This window comes from Chryseobacterium sp. AG363 (assembly GCF_003610675.1).
In the GTDB taxonomy this organism is placed as follows: Bacteria; Bacteroidota; Bacteroidia; order Flavobacteriales; family Weeksellaceae; genus Chryseobacterium; species Chryseobacterium cucumeris.
This window is the reverse complement of the sequence record NZ_RAQF01000002.1, coordinates 1,012,898-1,027,942: the sequence shown is the minus strand read 5'-3', so window position 1 is coordinate 1,027,942 and position 15,045 is coordinate 1,012,898. Positions and strand designations below refer to the sequence as shown.

Sequence of the window (15,045 nt, the reverse complement as noted above, 5' to 3'; positions counted from 1 at the left end):
TTCAAAGTTTAAGGTTTAACGTTTATAAATCACGTTTTTGGTAAGGAAATACCTTTGGCAGGTTCTTTGTGGTAGGCCCGGTAAGGATTTTTCCGTTAACATTAAACCGAGATCCGTGACATGGGCAGTCCCAGCTCAGTTCAGCACTATTCCACCGCACTTCACATCCTGCATGTGGACAGGTACTTCTCAGAAGATGCAACGTGCCATCATTTTCTTTGTACAGTGCATAAGATTCGGATTTGTATTGGATCACTTTTGCTTCACCTTCTCCAACTTCTGAAAAGGATTCAATTTTATCCTTGAAAATTTTATCTTTCACAAAATCAAATGCCACAGTTGCTGCTTCCTTCACAAAATCAGAAAATCCGGCAATAGGTTTGATTCTTGAAGGATTAAATAAGTCTCCATATTTACTTTTTCCGGTAATGATTAAATCATGTATTATTTGTGAGGAAAGTGTCCCGAATATCATTCCGTTACCTCTGAAGCCTGTTGCCACAAAAATTCTTTCCTTAGTTCCTGGTAATTTCCCAATGTATGGAAGCCCATCTACTGGTTCGTAATATTGGCTGGACCAGCTGTAGAATACGGTTTCCACATCAAAGTATTTCCGTACATAATTTTCAAGCCTTGAGAAGCATGCTCCGGTGTCATCAGCATGTCCTGTTTTGTGGTCTTCACCGCCTGCAATCAATAAGTTTTCACCATCGATATTCTGAATACGGTAATAATGATAAGGTTCACAGAGATCATAACCTAACTCCCGCGGATATTTATCATTTTTCAGAGTAAATGCCATCACATAGCTTCTGTAAGGCGCGTTAGTAAAATGAAGCAGATTCACTCCCGGCGGAATATGAGTCGCATATACTACATGTTTTGCTTGTATTTCTCCCTGGGAGGTTTTTAAAATAACATTGTCTTTCTGCTCATCATGTTCTTCAACAAGACAATTTTCCAGAATAGAACCGCCCAGTTTTATAAAAGCCCCGCAAAGTCCTTTAATATATTTTATCGGATGAAAATGCCCCTGACCAGGAATAAGCACCGCTTCTCTGAACGGGATAGGAAAAGGAATTTCATTTACATAACTCATTTCGTGGCCTACTTTAGCTGCTCCTTCTACAATGTCTTTTAACTGCTCTTCCTGTTTTTCATCCAGGGCAAAAAGGTAAGCTGATTTTCTTGTGAAATCACAGCTGATCTGATATTTCTGAATATTATCTTCAATAATACTGATGGCATCAGTTCCGGACTGTGCATACAGTTGTGCATTGTCCAGTCCAAAATCACGGATAGCCTGATTAAAGGTTGTATCAAAAAAATCGTTTAAATGGGCCGTTGTACCGCCGGTAGTTCCGAATCCTATATTGGCTGCTTCCAGAATAATACATTTTTTTCCGGATTCCTGAAGTTTCAGTGCTGTTGAAACTCCTGTAATTCCACCTCCTACAATGGCAACGTCAAATAATAAGCTGAGATCCGTTTCTGTAGAAAATTTTCTGATCTCTTCCTGCCAAATACTTTTTCTTGCACCGTCTCTGTACATCATCAGAATTTTTTATAGTTAATTTATCTGATACTCAGGGTATCACTTTCGGGCAGACAGGATTTATCGGTATTGGACGAACTGCTTTTCTGATCCCTTTTCTTGCTTTCGTCTTCATCAATATTACATCGGCAGGAAGTAAAAGCAAACAGGCTGATAACGCCTAAAATAAGTGCTGTAGTTTTCATATTTTAAATATTTTGATGTTTTATACTTTAATATACTTTATCCGTTTACTATCAGTCCTCCATTGGGATGAAGTACCTGTCCTGTCATTTGTGAGGCATCCGGACTTGCCAGAAAAAGAAAGCTGAAGGCTATTTCTTCGGGCGTTGCATTTCTTTCCAACGGTGGTTTGTTGGGATTTTCTTCTTTTTCATCAAAAGTCTCTTCAGTAAGCGGTGTAGCCACAGGTCCCGGAGCAACGGCATTAATCCTGATTCCTTTGGGTTTGGCCTGCAGTGCCAATGAGCGGGTGAAAGAAACAATAGCGCCTTTTGTTGCAGAATAGTCAAGGAGCTCAGGATGTCCCTGATAAGCGGAAACGGAAGTGGTATTGATTACGCAGCTTCCTTGTTTCAGGTAAGGAAATACGACTTTCGTTAATAAAATCATTCCTACAATATTGGAATCAAAGGTCTGTCTGATGTTTTTCTCTTCAAGCTGTTCAATACTGTCAGCAGGAAATTGAACTCCGGCATTATTAATGACGATATCAATTTTTCCGAATGATGAATTAACTTCTTTTACTGTTTTTTCACAAAATTCATAATCATTGATATCTCCTTGAAAAATGATGTATTTTCTATTCAGGTTTTCAATTTCTCTTTTTGTTTTTTCAGCATCACTATCACTTGAATGATAAATAATAGCAATGTCTGCTCCTTCCAAAGCAAAAAGAAGAGCCACTGCCTTACCTATTCCGCTGTCGGCTCCGGTAATCAAAACAGATTTGTTATCTAATTTTCCCATTTCATAATCTTTTTATTTCTGCTCTATTCTATTGGTTTCTGCATTTCTGCCATTCTATGAGCGGCCATACTATCACTTGTAAGATTCGCCATCGCTACGGACAGTTTATTTTTCAAACCCGAAATTATTTTATCTTCATTATTCATCAGAGCGTTATAGCCGTCAATTGCCACTTCTTCCGGAGAGGCCAGACTATCTTTATCTTCCAGTATTTTACTGCGGTTCATATCTGCTTTATTAAAGAAATCAGTGTCTGTAGGGCCGGGTAAAAGTGCGGTTACTGTAATTCCGGAGTCTTTCAGCTCTTCACGAATGGCTTCGGACCACGACAAAACAAATGCTTTGGTAGCATGGTATACCGAATGCCATGGGCCAGGAGCTTTACTGGCCACAGAAGCCAGATTCAGAATTTTTCCTGATCCTTTTGGAAGCCTGTCCTTAATAAAAAGCTTTGTAAGGATGAGAACTGAAATAATATTTAAATGAACAATATCTATTTCCCTATGAATATCCGTATCCTGAAATTTCCCATACACTCCCTGTCCTGCGGCATTAACTAATATTTCAGGACTTATTGCATTCATTTTCAATTCAGAATAAAGAGAATACGCTTCTTCTTCTAAAAACAGATTTTTAGAGATACTGATCACGTTTACTCCATGGTTTTTAAATTCTTCGGCTTTTCTTACCAGTTCTTCATGGTCTCTGGCTACAATAACAAGATCGTAGCCGTTCATGGCAAACTGTTTCGCGAGTTCATAACCAATCCCACTGGTAGCACCTGTAATAAGTACAAATTGATTCTTGCGTTGCATAAATTTTATTTTAAGATTAAAAGCCTGTTAAGCTCACTTTTAAAACAGCCCAGAATAAATTCCGTGTAATACAGCTGGGCATTTAGAGCTTGTGTTTTCGGATGTAATTCCAGTTTTTTAGTCAGGACAATCTCACCTTTGTAAGAGAATGAGAAATAGGCAAAAATTTTATATCCTGAATTCCGGATTGGCGTACAGTAGCCGGTAGTGGCAATAGACCAGTCGGATTCGTAAAGTCTTGCTACATTTAAAGCCATCGTCTCTGCAATATTCTCTGAAACGCAGTCACATTCTTCGGCTTCCTGTCTGTCAACCTTTAGTAATTTTACTTTTTCTGACAAAGAATAGGCTGTCATTCCTCCTTTGTAGAACATTGACGCATTAGGCATCTGTGAAAAAGCCAGTTGCAAGCATCCTGACGTAACACTTTCTGCAATTGAAATGGTTTCATCGGTGGTCATCAGTGACTGACTTATATATTCTAAAAGATTTTTCTGAAAATCCATAATAATATAATTTTTAATGAGGTTAAAAAAAAGAAAGCTAAAAAAAAGCTGCTGAATAAATAGACAGCAGCTTTGCTTTCACATAAAAATATTCAAGTTGCTTGGTGTGGTGTGAAGGGTGTTTATCATTTAAGCGTTTCTCTCCTTTTCAAGATCCCAGACTCTGTGCTGAGCAACAGCCTGGATGAATTTATCTGATGGATCACTGTCTTCCCATGTAATGATTGCAGGATCCTCATGTTGTTTCGCTGATACATTGGTATTATGGTAAAGTACCTCTGTATCTTTTCCAAAGTAAATTGCTTTACAGTGTTTATAAGCTTCATTGATGAAATGCAGAACCAGATGTTTGTTTTCAGCAATCATCAGTTCTTTTACGGAATTTTCTCCCGGACAGATGGTAAGAGCATCAAAACAGACACTTGCCGTACTGGTAAGAGAATGTTTGGGAGTCAGTTCGGAACCGTCATTGAGTTTTACCGGAGCAACACTTGTTGCAATCAGTTCCACTCTGGCACCTTCTGCTTCAAGTTTTGTTTTAAGATCATTGACAGCTCCTCCATCCGCACCGTTAGCCAGAATAAAGCCTATTTTTCGGCTTTTAATCGTGTTTTTAACGGTATTCATCATGCTTAAAGCATCAGAAAACTGTGTATGTGGTTCTCTTTCTTCGCTTTGAAGTTCTATAATGTTACTATCCGCAGGCAGACTTTGATTGGGCCATTCCAGTTTTTTGACTTCCAATCCTAATTTTTCCGCTACTTTCCATGCAAGATCTGTATCAATATAGGCAAGCTGCCCTACCAGTCTTTCTCTGATCTCAGGACGGGTTACCTTTGACAATTCAAAGATCAACGCATTCTGAAGGTGTGTTTTCTCCGGTGCAGACTGGCTGTTATAGAATAATTTCGCCTGTGAATAATGATCTACAAAGCTTTTACTCCTTTCTCTGATCTTCACTCCTGAAACTCTTTCCTGCTGGGAGGTAAAGCCGCCTTCAGACATCATGGCCTGAAAAGGACATCCACCGCCTATGGAATTCGGTTCATAGCTGCTTTTTCCTTTCACGATCTGCTGTCTCATATGACCATCTCTTTGGTTGTTATGAACCGTGTTGATAGATCTGTTGATCGGTATTTCATGGAAATTAGGCGACCCCAGTCTTGAAAGCTGTGTATCGGTATATGAAAATAATCTTCCCTGCAGCAGCGGATCATTGGTGAAATCAATCCCAGGAATAATATGTCCCGGGTGAAAAGCAATCTGCTCGGTTTCTGCAAAGAAATTATCCGGATTTCTGTTAAGCGTTAAAGTTCCAACAATTTCTACAGGAACTTCTTCTTCGGGAACTATTTTTGTAGGGTCAAGAAGATCAAAATCAAATTTATGTTCATCTTCTTCAGGAATAAGCTGTACCCCGAAATCCCATTCCGGATAATCACCATTTTCAATGGCTTCCCATAGATCGCGTTTATGGAAGTCAGAATCTACTCCGGAAATCATCTGAGCTTCACTCCAGGCTACGGAATGCACGCCTAATCTGGGCTTAAAATGGAATTTTACAAAATGTACTTTTCCTGCCTCATTGATGAATTTAAAAGAATGTACGCCAAAGCCCTCCATCATTCTCAGACTTCTCGGGATCGCTCTATCGCTCATTAGCCACATAATCATGTGCATACTTTCGGGCATTAGTGAAATAAAATCCCAAAATGTATCATGAGCAGATGCAGCCTGCGGAATTTCATTGTCTGGTTCCGGTTTTACGGCATGCACAAGATCAGGAAACTTGATCGCATCCTGAATAAAAAATACCGGCATATTATTGGCCACCAGGTCATAATTTCCTTCTTCAGTATAGAATTTCACCGCAAATCCACGGACATCCCTTGCAAGATCTGTACTTCCTTTACTCCCTGCTACAGTTGAAAACCGTACAAATACAGGTGTTTCTTTTCCCAGTTCTGTTAAAAATTTTGCTTTGGTATACTCTGCAAGGCTTTTAGTAAGTTTAAAAATGCCATGCGCGCCGGAACCTCTGGCATGAACTACTCTTTCAGGAATTCTTTCATGATCAAAATGGGTAATCTTTTCCCTCAGAATGAAATCTTCCAGTAATGAAGGGCCGCGCTCTCCGGCTTTTAAAGAATCCTGATTGTTATTGATCTTTAAGCCCTGATTGGTAGTCAGTTTTTCATTATCATTGGAAGTACTGTGTACATCCAGTTGTTCTGCTTTCTTGTTGTGTTCGTTGGTGTTCATATTCATAATCTTTTTGTGGTTGGTGTATTTTCTTTCAAAAGCAGTAGATCATTGGACACAGAAATTAATCTGTCTTATTTCCCAGAATTTCAAGAATCCTGTTGATATATTCTTCTTCCTTTAGAACTTTATAATAAGCTGTTTTGGCATATAAAGTAAATGCGGGAGATTCATATCTTATTTCAGCATCCATATCCGTAGTTTTCGTTGTGTTATTAGAGTGGAACTCCTGGATATTGAGGATATATTCTTCGAGATAAGTATCTATAACTCCTTTCAGAACTTCACAGGTAGCATTGTTCTTAATCTTTTCCAGAGACTTGATCAGAAAAGCTGTCACTCCGTAAGAATTCATAACAGACGGAAATAAAGACTCATTCTCTATTGCATTATTTTTGTTGTTCAATTCGGACTGTTGCAAAGTGTCGTTTTCAAATGTCATATTCAAAAAATGGTATTAGTTATTGGAAACTTTCAAATACTGTTCAAAATAATGAAGGTCATTTTTATCTTTTATGGATAAATAAAACATGATCTGCTCCGGTTCTTTTAAGCCTATACTGCCTAAACAGTCGAAATGAGCAATTAACGCCTGGATATTTTCAATATCAATATCTTTCAGAATGATAAATAGCAGGAAGATATTTTCTCTGATCTCTTTAGCATAAATTGCAGCTCCATCTTCGAAACACGTCCCTGTATGGGAGACTTTTACAAAATCTTTGTGTTTCAGTGTTTTTATGATTTTCTGACAGTCCATATATTTTGATTTCATGATTAAAATAAGCCATATAGAACAAGCTATATGGCTTATTACATAGTTTAGTCTTCTTGTTCTGCATCGAAATTGATGGATGTCTCCGCAATATCTGTAAGATACGAATCCGTATCTTCTTCTTCCTGAAGGGTTCTTTCAAGAAGGTCTGCAGCCTTATCATGTCCCATGGTTATGGCTAGCTGGGCCAGCCCGCCGTAAGTGGCAATTTCGTAATGTTCTACTTTCTGTGCTGCAATAATTAATGCCACATCTCTTGTTGCAGAACCATCTTCTGTGGATTTGATGACTTCTTCGCCTTCTTCGATGATTCCTTTAATAGCTTTACATTCTTTTTTTTCGGGCTTTTCTTCAATAAGCTGGAATACTTTTTCCAGTCGCTTAACGTGTTTTTGGGTCTGAAGATGATGATCTTCAAACGCATCCTTCAGTTCTTCCGTTGTTGCGGCTTCCTGCATCTTTTCCAGCGCTTCAAGAATGGCATTTTCAGCAAAATAAATATCTTTAAGAGCACTTACAAAAAACTTATGCAGCGGAGAACTTTTCATTTCATCCTTGTTGACTGTTTCTTTGTCTGCCGTACCTTTCTTGGTAGCAGGAACTGCACTTTCAGTTTCTAATATTTTATTGGGCATGGTGTAAATGGTGTTTGTTATTAAAGGATTACCTCTTTATATAAGTCTAAAGAGGCAATCCTGGAAAAAGAATTATGAATTACGTCTGCCTCCGAATCCGGAACGACCTGAAGATCTTCCGCCTCCGTGGGATGCCTGGCCTCCCATTCTGGCTATTCTTGTACGCTCAGATTTACTCATCGCAGCAAATCCTCTTCTTGAATTTCCTGAGTTTGAGTTTGAACCTCCTCTTCCTGAGCTATTACTATTGTTTCCTGATCTCGATGAACCTCCTCTTCCTGAGCCGGAACCTGAGTTCGAAGATCTGCCTCCACCATGTGAAGCCTGACCTCCCATTCTGGCTATTCTCGTACGCTCAGCTTTGCTCATGGAAGCGAAACCTCTTCTTGAAGTACCATCTCCCGATGATGACCTGCCTCTGCCTCCTGATCGGGAGCCGGAACCAGAATTTGAACGTCCTCGGGAACTACCACCGGAGTTTCCTCCACGAGAACCGCCTCTACCGGAAGTAAATCTTCCCTGGCTGTCTCTCTGCTGGTTGCCGTTTCCGCCTCTTGAACTGCTTCTTCCTCCTCTACGACCCCTCTGATCATCATCGTCTTCTTCGTCATCATCATAATCTTCATCATCTTCATCATCATAATCGTCGTCGTATTCATCATAATCATCTTCATCGTAATCATCATCATAATCGTCATTTTCATTATCAAAATAATTTTCATATTCTGAAAAATCATCGTCATAATCTTCATCTCTTGTTGCATCATTAAAACCATGATCATATCCTAATTGATATACTTCTTCAAGGTTTTCTGGCGAATGCGAACGCCCTCTTGAGCTGCTGCTTCTCGAATTTCTAGTGTTCATAACTGAATTTTTTTATTAATATTTAGTGATGCCTATTGCAGTCCGTGACTAGTATTAGACGGCAACAATTGGGTGTCGGTAATTTTAAATAATAATAAAAGCGAAATGCTTTTTGCTTGCCTTTTACTAAGGGCTTAAGAATAGTGTTGAAGAACTATGCCAAATGTACAATAGAATAACTCACGTTTTTATGATCTGAGTCATTAAAATCATATTTAATATAAAATTTTACGATCTTTTAAAGAAAGTATACCTTCTTTTTCCATCTTTTTTAGGTTTCTAATCACTGTTTCTACACGCAGACCTGTAAGATTGGCGATCTGTTGGCGTGTAAATGCGATGTGAAAACACTGATGACAATCTTCATGATGAAAGCTTTTAAGATAATCCATTAATCCTTTTAGTCTATGCATGGGATTTAGTGAAGCCAGGCTCTGCATCATTTTTAGTTTATAATAAATTTCCTGGGAAAAACAGGCATTCATTTCAAGAGAAAGATGGGGGTGCTGATCGATCATTTCCAGAAAATTATTTTTGGGAAGTCTTATAATTCTGGATGCCTCAAGACAAACTGCATTCACCGGATAATCCTGACTAAGAAAAAGCATGGCTTCCCCAAAGCTTTGATTTTTACCTAAAATATTATGAATAAACTCTTTTCCCTCTTCACTATAATTATTAAGCTTCACCTTTCCGCTACCTATCTGAAAATAATAAAGCGCATGATCTTCTTCTTTAAAAACAACTTCTTTTTTTTTATATATCCTGTCTTCTGCGCCATAGGAGTACAAAAGATTTTCATCAATATTCATACAGCTTATTGTTTTCATAATTTCAATGGATTTTTTTAATGAAAAACAAATAATATGCCTGAAATAAGGTTAGTAAAGAATTTTACGATTTTCAATTCTCACAATTTTATCTCTTTCCATATGTTTAATCGTTCTTATTGCAGTTTCCACGCAAAGCCCTGTAAGACTCGCCATTTGCTGCCTGGTTAAGGGAACTAAAAAAGAATAGGGACTCAGGTCTTTTTGAGAACTTTTAAGATAGTCCATTAATCCTCTAAGCCGTATAGAAGGGTTTTGAGAAGAGAGACTCTGCATCATAATGAATTTATAATAAAGGCGTTCAGAAAGAAAACTGTTTACCTCCATATATAATTCAGGAGATTGATTCAACAGATTGAAAAAAGCAGATTTATGAAGTCTCAGAATACTGCATTCTGTAATAGCTTCCGCATTCACAGGATATGGCTTTTCTATAAAAAGAATAGATTCTCCACAACTTTCTCCGTCGGATAAAATATTTTGAATAAACTCTTTGCCTTCCTCATTATAATTGTTGAGTTTTACTTCTCCTTTTACAATCTGGTAATAATAATTAGGAATGTCTCCTTCAAAGAATATCATTTCTGAAGGGGTATAACGTCTCGTTTCTGCTCCCGCTGAAATCAAAATGTTTTCGTCGATAACCATAATAGTTTTTTTTGGAATTGTTTTCTTCTTCCTATCCTCCTAGTCTTAGTAAAAATATTATTGATAATCGATACTGAAATGAATGCAAAAACCACACCTTACCTATTGTCATTAAAGTTAAAAAATGTTAAAAATTTCAACAACTTTAAGTCTTTTTGTATTTATTGATTGAATATCATTACTAAAAATGCAATTAAATTACTTTTTTGATATTGTATTTTTAAAAACATAGTTTCATCAATATGTAAAAACGCCAAACAATAAACCCCGATTCTCTTGATTAGAACGGGGTTTTCAATGTAATAACAGGAAAATTTGTTATTTTTTTTGTATTCTATTGTTACGGCTTCTTGTAATATATGTACATTTTTTTGAAAAAACCGTAGATCCTATATTGTACCGGAAGGGATTGGATTTGTATTGGAAAACCTGTAAGATTCTTGTGTTAATAAAGTCAAAATAAGATTATGATTGGTTAATTCTTTTATAAGTCATGAATGCTTTATATTTAATTATTTCGCAAACTTCTTAGTTCCTGCAACACATAAGATCACCCCTACTGTCACCCCTAGCATTCCTACACTTACCTGCTCATGAAGAAGCCATGCAGCCAATGCCAGCCCAAAGAAAGGTTGAAGTAACTGCAGCTGGCCAACAGTAGCTATTCCTCCCTGTGCTAATCCTTTATACCAGAATATAAATCCAATAAACATACTGAAAAGAGAAATATAAGCCATTCCAAACCATCCCTGAAAACTGACATTTTGAATATCAGCCGGAAAATAAATAAAAAATAAAGGAATCATTACAGGCAGCGCCAATACCAAAGCCCACGAAATCACCTGCCATCCGCCTAATGTCTTGGATAATTTAGCTCCTTCAGCATAACCCATACCACATAAAATAACGGCAAGCAGCATCAGAATATCTCCAATAGGTGATGCAGATATTCCTTGTGAAATAGCATAGCCAATCACCAAAAGGCTTCCTACAATCGAAAAAAGCCAAAATATTGGATGAGGTCTTTCACCACCACGCATCACACCAAATACAGCAGTAGCCAAAGGTAACATTCCCAGAAATACAATAGAATGCGCTGAAGTAAGATATTGAAGCGCTAATGCTGAAAGAAGAGGAAACCCTACCACACAGCCAAGAGAAACCAATAATAATGGAATCAAATCTTTTTTGACAGGACGTTTTTCTTTCCCAAGCCATAATACGATAAGCGCCAGGACTCCGGCAACAGCTGCACGAACAATCGTTACAAAAGTAGGACTCATTTCCATTACAGCTAATTTAGTGGCCGGCAAACCACCGCTAAATAAAACTACACCTATAAATCCATTGATCCAGCCACTTATATTTTCATCTTTTGATAGTTGCTTTGTCATCATTTTATTGAAGCTTTTAATTAATATTCAAAATTAGAAAGGATAATTAAATAAACACAGTATCAGTTTTGTATATTTGCATGAGCACAGTTTAACAATATGAGTAAAGAATTTTTATATACGGAAATTGCAGACGGAATTGCAGGACAGATCAGAAATGGGATTCTAAAGACAGGAGACAAGCTTCCTTCTGTAAGAATGCTATGCCAGGAACATCAGGTGAGTATGAATACTGCCAAGCGTGTTTTTCTGGAACTGGAATCACAGTCTTTAGTAGAATCTAAACCACAGTCTGGGTATTTTGTAAGCCAGCTGCTCTCTGTAAAACTTCCTTTACCTGAGGTAAGCCGCCCATCATTGATCGCCAATAATGATGAACCGGATGAGCTGATCAGTAAGGTATATGAAAATATGGGTAAAAAGTATCTTACCTTTTTCTCTATAGGAATTCCATCAGGAGCTCTCTTACCTCAGGCTAAACTTAAGAAAGAAATTGTAAACGCCACAAGGGAATTAAAAGACGGTGGTACAGAATATGAAGAACTTCAGGGAAATCTGAAATTAAGAAGAATGATTGCTGTACGTTCTTTGCAATGGGGAGGAAATCTGAGCGAAAATGACCTGATTACCACCAATGGCGGAATGAATGCTCTTTCTTTTTGTTTAATGGCTTTAGGAAAACCAGGAGACACCGTTGCTATTGAAAGCCCTTGTTATCCCGGAATTCTTCAGCTTGCCAATGGTTTGGGTTTAAAAGTCTTGGAACTTCCTACCCATCCCACTACCGGAATAGAAATTGACGCTTTAAAAAAATTAATGCCTAAAATAGATCTGTGCTTGTTGATTCCCAATTTTAATTCACCTTTGGGAAGCTGTATGCCTGATGAAAATAAAAAGGAAATTGTAAAAATACTTTCTGAAAATAATATTCCGTTGATAGAAGATGACGTCTATGGAGACCTTTATTTTGGTTCCAGCCGTCCAAAATGTTGTAAATCTTTCGATAAGGACGGAAACGTACTGTATTGCAGCTCTATTTCAAAAACTTTGGCTCCCGGATATCGTGTAGGCTGGATTGCTCCGGGGAAATATAAAGATAAAATTCTTAAGCTTAAACTGCTGCATTCTACATCTTCTATTTCCATTGTGAATGAAGCTGTTGCCAATTTTCTGAAATCCGGAAAATACGAAAAGCACCTTCAGCAGCTTCGCAGAACATTACAGTTCAATTATCAGAACTATGTACAGACCATTGCGGAATCTTTTCCTGAAGGCACAAAAACCAGTCGTCCACAGGGAGGCTTGTCTTTATGGGTAGAATTTGATCAAAAGATTCGAACAACAGAATTATACGATCTGGCCATTAAACAGAATATCAGTATCGCTCCCGGAAGAATGTTTACCTTTCAGGAACAGTTTGAAAACTGCATGAGGCTCTGCATAGGGCTTCCATGGTCGGAAGATACACAGACAAAACTCAGACAGGTTGGACAGCTTGCCAAAAAGATTTATTTAAAGTAAGGAAGATGGAGGCCGGAAGATTGAAGCTAAAATAGTTTTAAAAATAATTTACCTTAATTCTTATTGATATTGTAAAGGAAATCTTATAACTCTTGAAGTTTTTTTATATTTACCAGAACTTCAAGCCTCCATCTCCCAGTCTTTCTTATTTATTATCCGGGATGAAATTTTTTCTCGCCAGCTCCTTTCTTACACGGCTCAGGCTCTCAGGAGTAATTCCGAGGTAAGAAGCAATCATCCATTGTGGAACTCTCAGGAGTAAATCCGGATACATTTTGATGAATTTCATATACCTTTCTTCTGCAGTCTCTCCCAATAAAGAATTGATCCTGTTTTGAAGACTTCTGATATGTTTCTGAAGAAGAAAATCACTTCTTTCGATGCTGTTCGGAAATTGTTCTACCAGTTTGTTGAAGAAATCAGGATGAAGAAACAAAACTTCAGAATCTTCCACTGCTTCTATATAATAAATGGATTTTTCATTGAAATAAAGGCTGCTTCGGTCAGAAATCAGCCAGCTTTCCGGAGCAAACTGTATAATATGTTCCTTTCCGTTTTTATCAATGGAATACATCTTTATCAGGCCTTTTTCTACAAAGAAAATATGTCGGCAGATTTCACCATACTGAAGAAGGAACTGATTTTTAGGAATTTTCTTTACTTCATAGTGAAGACTACACGTATTCACATTCTGAAGCGGAACATTTAAAACTTTGGCTAAATAATTATTTATATTCTTCATGATACAATCTGGCTTAAAGAAATATCCTGGTGTGAAGCACTGTTAACAGGTTTTCCGTTCTCTATGACAATCAGCTGCGGACTTTCATGTCTGATCTCAAAATCTGCTGCTATTTTGTTAGAAACAGGCCGGTGTGCCAATAAATCCAGATAGTATACACTCACCGGTTGGTCTGAATTTTCTATTTCTTTTTCAAAGTTTTTCAAAACTGTCCTGCTTATGAAACAGCTTGTAGAATGTTTAAATATCGCTATCCTATTCTGAAAAGAGTCTTCCATTGCTTTGGCAAGGTCTTCTTCAGATTCTATCTTTTTCCAGAATGTTTTTTGGTCAGGGTTTTCGTTTTTACCACCGAATATTTTATCAAAAAAACTCATACATTAAATTGTTTTAGATGATGATCAAGATGTTTGTATTCTAAAAATGTCCAGTCTTTTTCAGTCATTGTACCGAATAATCTGTGGCGGTCCGGCAGGTTGTTTTTTTCACAAACTTCCCGGAATTCTTCCAGCGTTTTCAGCAGATTGGTTTTTGAAACATCGAAATCACACTCAAAATTAACGATTAGTTTTTGAAAAGTAGGCATGTTTCTGGGAATTCCATTATTGAAAATATGCATTTCTATTTTAGTAAAAATTCCTACTGCCTCAAAAATGACATTAATACGGGGAAGTTCGAACTTTCCCAAAGCCACCTGAAGAACTAAATCACAATGCTTTAGCATTTGACACACGTTCATCTTCCCCCATTTTCCAATAGAGTTTTCAGATAACATAGAAATCCTGTTAACGATTTCCTGATAATATATAGGATTATTAAGACGTTTTCTTACCAACCTTTTTCTATCTTCAGATTTTCAATATGAGCAAAATGATGATTGCAGTGCCACACATATAAAGCAAGGCTTTCTCTTAAATTATAATTTTTATTGTGCTCAGGATGATGGAAGGTTCTTTCAAACTGTTTATTGGTAAGACTTTTAAGAAGAGCTACCCATCTTTGGTGTGTTCCCTTCAACATTCTCATTGCCGGTTTTACGGGCATATGAAAACTGTCCTGAAGCTCCGCCCATTTCGCTTCATCATAAGGCTTTATAGTAGGATTTTCTTCTGTCAGTGCCAGTTTGAAACGGATAAAACTGTTCATATGACTGTCAGAAAGATGATTCACAAGCTGCCTTACTGTCCAGCCTCCTTCTCTGTAAGGAGTATCCAATTGATCGTCTGTAAAATGTTCAATAAGATTCTTTAGCCTTCCAGGAAAATCTTTGATTACTTTGATATAAGTATCCAATGTAATATCACAAATATTTTCAGGCACTTCAAACGGGCCTATTGGAAACTTTTTTTTCTCTAAATCAATCATTGTTCAGGTTTTAATTTTTTAATTATTGCCGATTGGTATTACTATTATTGATGAGAATAATTGACAAATACCAGCTTGCGCGAATTTATCAAAAATTCAAGAATATTAAGTGAATAAAGCATTAATTATACCGATAATGTTTTTTGTGGTACCGATTTTTT

General features: G+C 37.3%; 18 protein-coding genes. 1 reads left to right on the top strand and 17 read right to left on the bottom strand.

Annotated features, from left to right (window positions below; translation table 11 throughout):
- Window positions 1-22: 22 nt before the first annotated feature.
- From DEU39_RS04560 to DEU39_RS04505, 13 genes are all read right to left on the bottom strand, one after another.
- Window positions 23-1,555, bottom strand: a complete 1,533-nt coding sequence (locus DEU39_RS04560; protein ID WP_228436631.1) for an FAD-dependent oxidoreductase — start codon at window positions 1,553-1,555, stop codon at window positions 23-25.
- A gap of 20 nt (window positions 1,556-1,575) precedes the next feature.
- The gene (locus DEU39_RS24285) at window positions 1,576-1,740 is read right to left on the bottom strand and encodes a hypothetical protein (protein WP_183037374.1); all 165 of its coding nucleotides are present in this window, start codon (window positions 1,738-1,740) and stop codon (window positions 1,576-1,578) included.
- A 37-nt stretch (window positions 1,741-1,777) separates the two neighbouring features.
- Window positions 1,778-2,524 (bottom strand): SDR family oxidoreductase, encoded by a 747-nt coding sequence (locus DEU39_RS04555; RefSeq protein WP_120231085.1) that lies wholly within the window; start codon window positions 2,522-2,524, stop codon window positions 1,778-1,780.
- A gap of 23 nt (window positions 2,525-2,547) precedes the next feature.
- Window positions 2,548-3,339: an SDR family NAD(P)-dependent oxidoreductase gene (locus DEU39_RS04550; protein WP_062669663.1), complete on the bottom strand. Its 792-nt coding sequence runs from the start codon at window positions 3,337-3,339 to the stop codon at window positions 2,548-2,550.
- 5 nt (window positions 3,340-3,344) lie between these two features.
- On the bottom strand, window positions 3,345-3,845 hold the full coding sequence (locus DEU39_RS04545; RefSeq protein ID WP_047430617.1) for a CinA family protein: 501 nt from the start codon (window positions 3,843-3,845) through the stop codon (window positions 3,345-3,347).
- Window positions 3,846-3,974: 129 nt separating this feature from the next.
- Entirely contained in the window at window positions 3,975-6,113 is a 2,139-nt protein-coding gene (locus DEU39_RS04540) for a catalase (protein ID WP_120231084.1), read from the bottom strand.
- Between the two features lie 58 nt (window positions 6,114-6,171).
- Entirely contained in the window at window positions 6,172-6,549 is a 378-nt protein-coding gene (locus tag DEU39_RS04535; RefSeq protein ID WP_062669667.1) for a hypothetical protein, read from the bottom strand.
- Window positions 6,550-6,564: 15 nt separating this feature from the next.
- Entirely contained in the window at window positions 6,565-6,867 is a 303-nt protein-coding gene (locus DEU39_RS04530; protein ID WP_131797461.1) for a hypothetical protein, read from the bottom strand.
- Between the two features lie 62 nt (window positions 6,868-6,929).
- Window positions 6,930-7,517, bottom strand: coding sequence for a ferritin-like domain-containing protein (locus DEU39_RS04525; protein ID WP_120231083.1), 588 nt, complete (start codon window positions 7,515-7,517; stop codon window positions 6,930-6,932).
- A 72-nt stretch (window positions 7,518-7,589) separates the two neighbouring features.
- The gene (locus DEU39_RS04520; protein WP_062669673.1) at window positions 7,590-8,384 is read right to left on the bottom strand and encodes a KGG domain-containing protein; all 795 of its coding nucleotides are present in this window, start codon (window positions 8,382-8,384) and stop codon (window positions 7,590-7,592) included.
- Window positions 8,385-8,599: 215 nt separating this feature from the next.
- On the bottom strand, window positions 8,600-9,214 hold the full coding sequence (locus tag DEU39_RS04515; protein ID WP_228432485.1) for a Crp/Fnr family transcriptional regulator: 615 nt from the start codon (window positions 9,212-9,214) through the stop codon (window positions 8,600-8,602).
- 51 nt (window positions 9,215-9,265) lie between these two features.
- Window positions 9,266-9,862, bottom strand: a complete 597-nt coding sequence (locus DEU39_RS04510; protein WP_120231082.1) for a Crp/Fnr family transcriptional regulator — start codon at window positions 9,860-9,862, stop codon at window positions 9,266-9,268.
- A gap of 512 nt (window positions 9,863-10,374) precedes the next feature.
- Entirely contained in the window at window positions 10,375-11,259 is an 885-nt protein-coding gene (locus DEU39_RS04505; protein ID WP_120231081.1) for a DMT family transporter, read from the bottom strand.
- A gap of 96 nt (window positions 11,260-11,355) precedes the next feature.
- Here DEU39_RS04505 and DEU39_RS04500 point away from each other — a divergent pair, with 96 nt between their 5' ends.
- Complete coding sequence (locus tag DEU39_RS04500) at window positions 11,356-12,777, top strand: PLP-dependent aminotransferase family protein (protein WP_120231080.1); 1,422 nt, start codon at window positions 11,356-11,358, stop codon at window positions 12,775-12,777.
- A 145-nt stretch (window positions 12,778-12,922) separates the two neighbouring features.
- Here DEU39_RS04500 and DEU39_RS04495 read toward each other — a convergent pair whose 3' ends face one another.
- Genes DEU39_RS04495 through DEU39_RS04480 form a run of 4 tightly spaced genes read right to left on the bottom strand, consistent with a single transcriptional unit; the run spans window position 12,923 to window position 14,884 of the window.
- On the bottom strand, window positions 12,923-13,519 hold the full coding sequence (locus tag DEU39_RS04495; protein ID WP_034698263.1) for a Crp/Fnr family transcriptional regulator: 597 nt from the start codon (window positions 13,517-13,519) through the stop codon (window positions 12,923-12,925).
- A complete protein-coding gene (gene ytxJ, locus DEU39_RS04490) occupies window positions 13,516-13,896 on the bottom strand; it encodes a bacillithiol system redox-active protein YtxJ (protein ID WP_120231079.1) in 381 nt (126 codons plus the stop codon). The genes DEU39_RS04495 and ytxJ overlap by 4 nt, the downstream gene beginning before the upstream one ends.
- Complete coding sequence (locus DEU39_RS04485) at window positions 13,893-14,354, bottom strand: DUF1569 domain-containing protein (protein WP_228436629.1); 462 nt, start codon at window positions 14,352-14,354, stop codon at window positions 13,893-13,895. The genes ytxJ and DEU39_RS04485 overlap by 4 nt, the downstream gene beginning before the upstream one ends.
- Complete coding sequence (locus tag DEU39_RS04480) at window positions 14,348-14,884, bottom strand: YfiT family bacillithiol transferase (RefSeq protein WP_062669686.1); 537 nt, start codon at window positions 14,882-14,884, stop codon at window positions 14,348-14,350. The genes DEU39_RS04485 and DEU39_RS04480 overlap by 7 nt, the downstream gene beginning before the upstream one ends.
- Window positions 14,885-15,045 lie beyond the last annotated feature (161 nt).